This window comes from Mesorhizobium sp. M8A.F.Ca.ET.021.01.1.1 (assembly GCF_003998025.1).
Taxonomy (GTDB): Bacteria; Pseudomonadota; Alphaproteobacteria; order Rhizobiales; family Rhizobiaceae; genus Mesorhizobium.
The window spans coordinates 1-1,915 of the sequence record NZ_RZSJ01000838.1; the positions used below are offsets into that span (position 1 = coordinate 1).

Genomic DNA, 1,915 nt, shown 5'->3' on the forward strand with positions numbered 1-1,915 from the left:
TGCAGACCATGTCGCATTTCAGCGGATCGCCAGCCACGGCCCCGGCGTCCGCGCCCTTGGCCCGGGCGCCGAGCGTCACATATTCGGCCGTGATGACCGGATGCGAAAGCCCGGCCGCCGCCGTGGCGACGCCTTGCCGGTAGAGCGCGACGAGGTCGCCCTGGCGCATGCCGGCCATGGCATCGACCTGCAGCCGTTCCAGGCCGGCCTCGGACAGGAGGATGCCTTGCCGCAGGAGGTCGATCTCGCGCTGCGACTTGACGGCGCGCAGCCGGTCCAGCACGGGCGAGCCGTCGACGACGGGGCAGTTCGGCAACAACGCCCGGATGACGGCAAAATCGGCGGCAGCAATGAAGTCGAGGTCGAGGCCGAGCGTGGCGCGCTCCAGCCCGAAATCGAGAAGCATGGCTTGCAGCTGGCGCACCGAGCCGGCGAGGTCGAAAGTGGCGGGCCGCGAGAAATCCGGCGCGCGACCGAGCGAAGCCAGGCCAGCCTCGATACGCTCCGCCAGAGGAAGGCTGTGAGGCCCTGTCTCGACCGGCGCGGATTCGATCCAGATCGGGTGCGAACGCACAAACATTTCGGGCGCCGAGGTCCGCAGCTGCGCCGCGTTGAAGTCCGCGACCACGACGCCGATCGGCAGGTCCTGACGGGCGGGGATGACGACGAAGCCGGCGCCGGCGCGCCGGAACAGGCCGGCCGGGCCGATCGACGCGCCGGTCGCATAATGGAAGGCCTCGGGCGCGCAGAGCACCAGCGCCGCGATGCCGGCGCGTTGCATCAAATGTGTGGCGCGCTGGCGATCGACAAAGCCCGTCATGAAATTTCTCCATATGCCCGAACCGGCAACGGAGCATTAAGGGTGCGGACAATCAAGCGGCCGACAATGGCTACTTGATCGATTCCAGCTTGGTCAGCGCGGCGGTGAAGCCGGCCAGCGATACCGGGATGGTGACCGGCTTGCGGGTGACGGATTCCATGCCGATGTTCAGATTGGTTCCCGATTTCATCGCCTTGACCAGATCCGGCGGCAGCGGCGTGGCGGCATAGGCGCCGTTCTGGTCGCTGGTCTGGATGGCGATGGTCGTCTTCTGGCCCTGGTCGACCTGATAGCTGGCGCCGGACGGCAGGAACAGGCCGTGCGGCAAAGCGAGCAGCATGGCGAGGCTGCCATTGGCATTGTCGCGGCGCACGGTGACGGTGAGCACGCGCTGTCCTGTCTTGGCTTCGGTCAGGTTCTGCGACAGCTGGCATTGAAGCTCGGTGTTCGTCGCGCCGCTGGAGCAGTTCACCGCCCAGGGATTGGCGTCGGCCGGCTTGGGCGGGGCCGATTGGGGCTGGGCCGGTTGGGGCTGGGCCGGCTTGGCCGCGTCCTCGGCAAGTGCGGGTCCAGCGACCGACAGGATGAGCCACAGAGTGACAATACCTACGGCCAAGCCTGAAATATTAGCTCGCGCTAAAGCAACTGTCATATTCCTTGTGCCCCGGCTGGTATTCCCGCAGTACGGCTTGATACAACACTCCAACCCGGCCTGGAAGCCGCGAGTCCAGCCAAGCAAGCCGGCAAATTTACTGTGTCCATATTGCCACAGGGAAGAACTTTGGCGGACGACCACAGCAGCCGCATCTTTAGGGACTCGCTATACAATAGAATTCCAGTAAATATCGGCACGCGGGACGTGTAGTCCCAGAAGGGCTCGCCAGGGGATGGGAACTACCGAGAAGTCTCGGCAAGTTGGTGGGATGGCGGCGCGTGGGGAGGGTTTCCACGTGCGCGCCGGCTATCGCCGTTCGAGTATTGCCAGGCATCTCTGGAAGACGACGGCGCTTACGTCGCTGGCACTGGCGCTCTCGGGCGCGGCTGCCTATGGCGACGATGCCGGTCTCTGGCAGCCGCGCCCGAGAGCGCCAGTGC

General features: G+C 65.7%; 2 protein-coding genes. Both read right to left on the reverse strand.

The features are described from left to right. On the reverse strand, window positions 1–820 hold an 820-nt coding region (locus tag EOA36_RS34555), incomplete at its 3' end, for an aminopeptidase P family N-terminal domain-containing protein (RefSeq protein ID WP_127281146.1). 70 nt (window positions 821–890) lie between these two features. Continuing rightward, entirely contained in the window at window positions 891–1,436 is a 546-nt protein-coding gene (locus EOA36_RS34560) for an invasion associated locus B family protein (protein ID WP_245464551.1), read from the reverse strand. Between the last annotated feature and the right edge of the window lie 479 nt (window positions 1,437–1,915).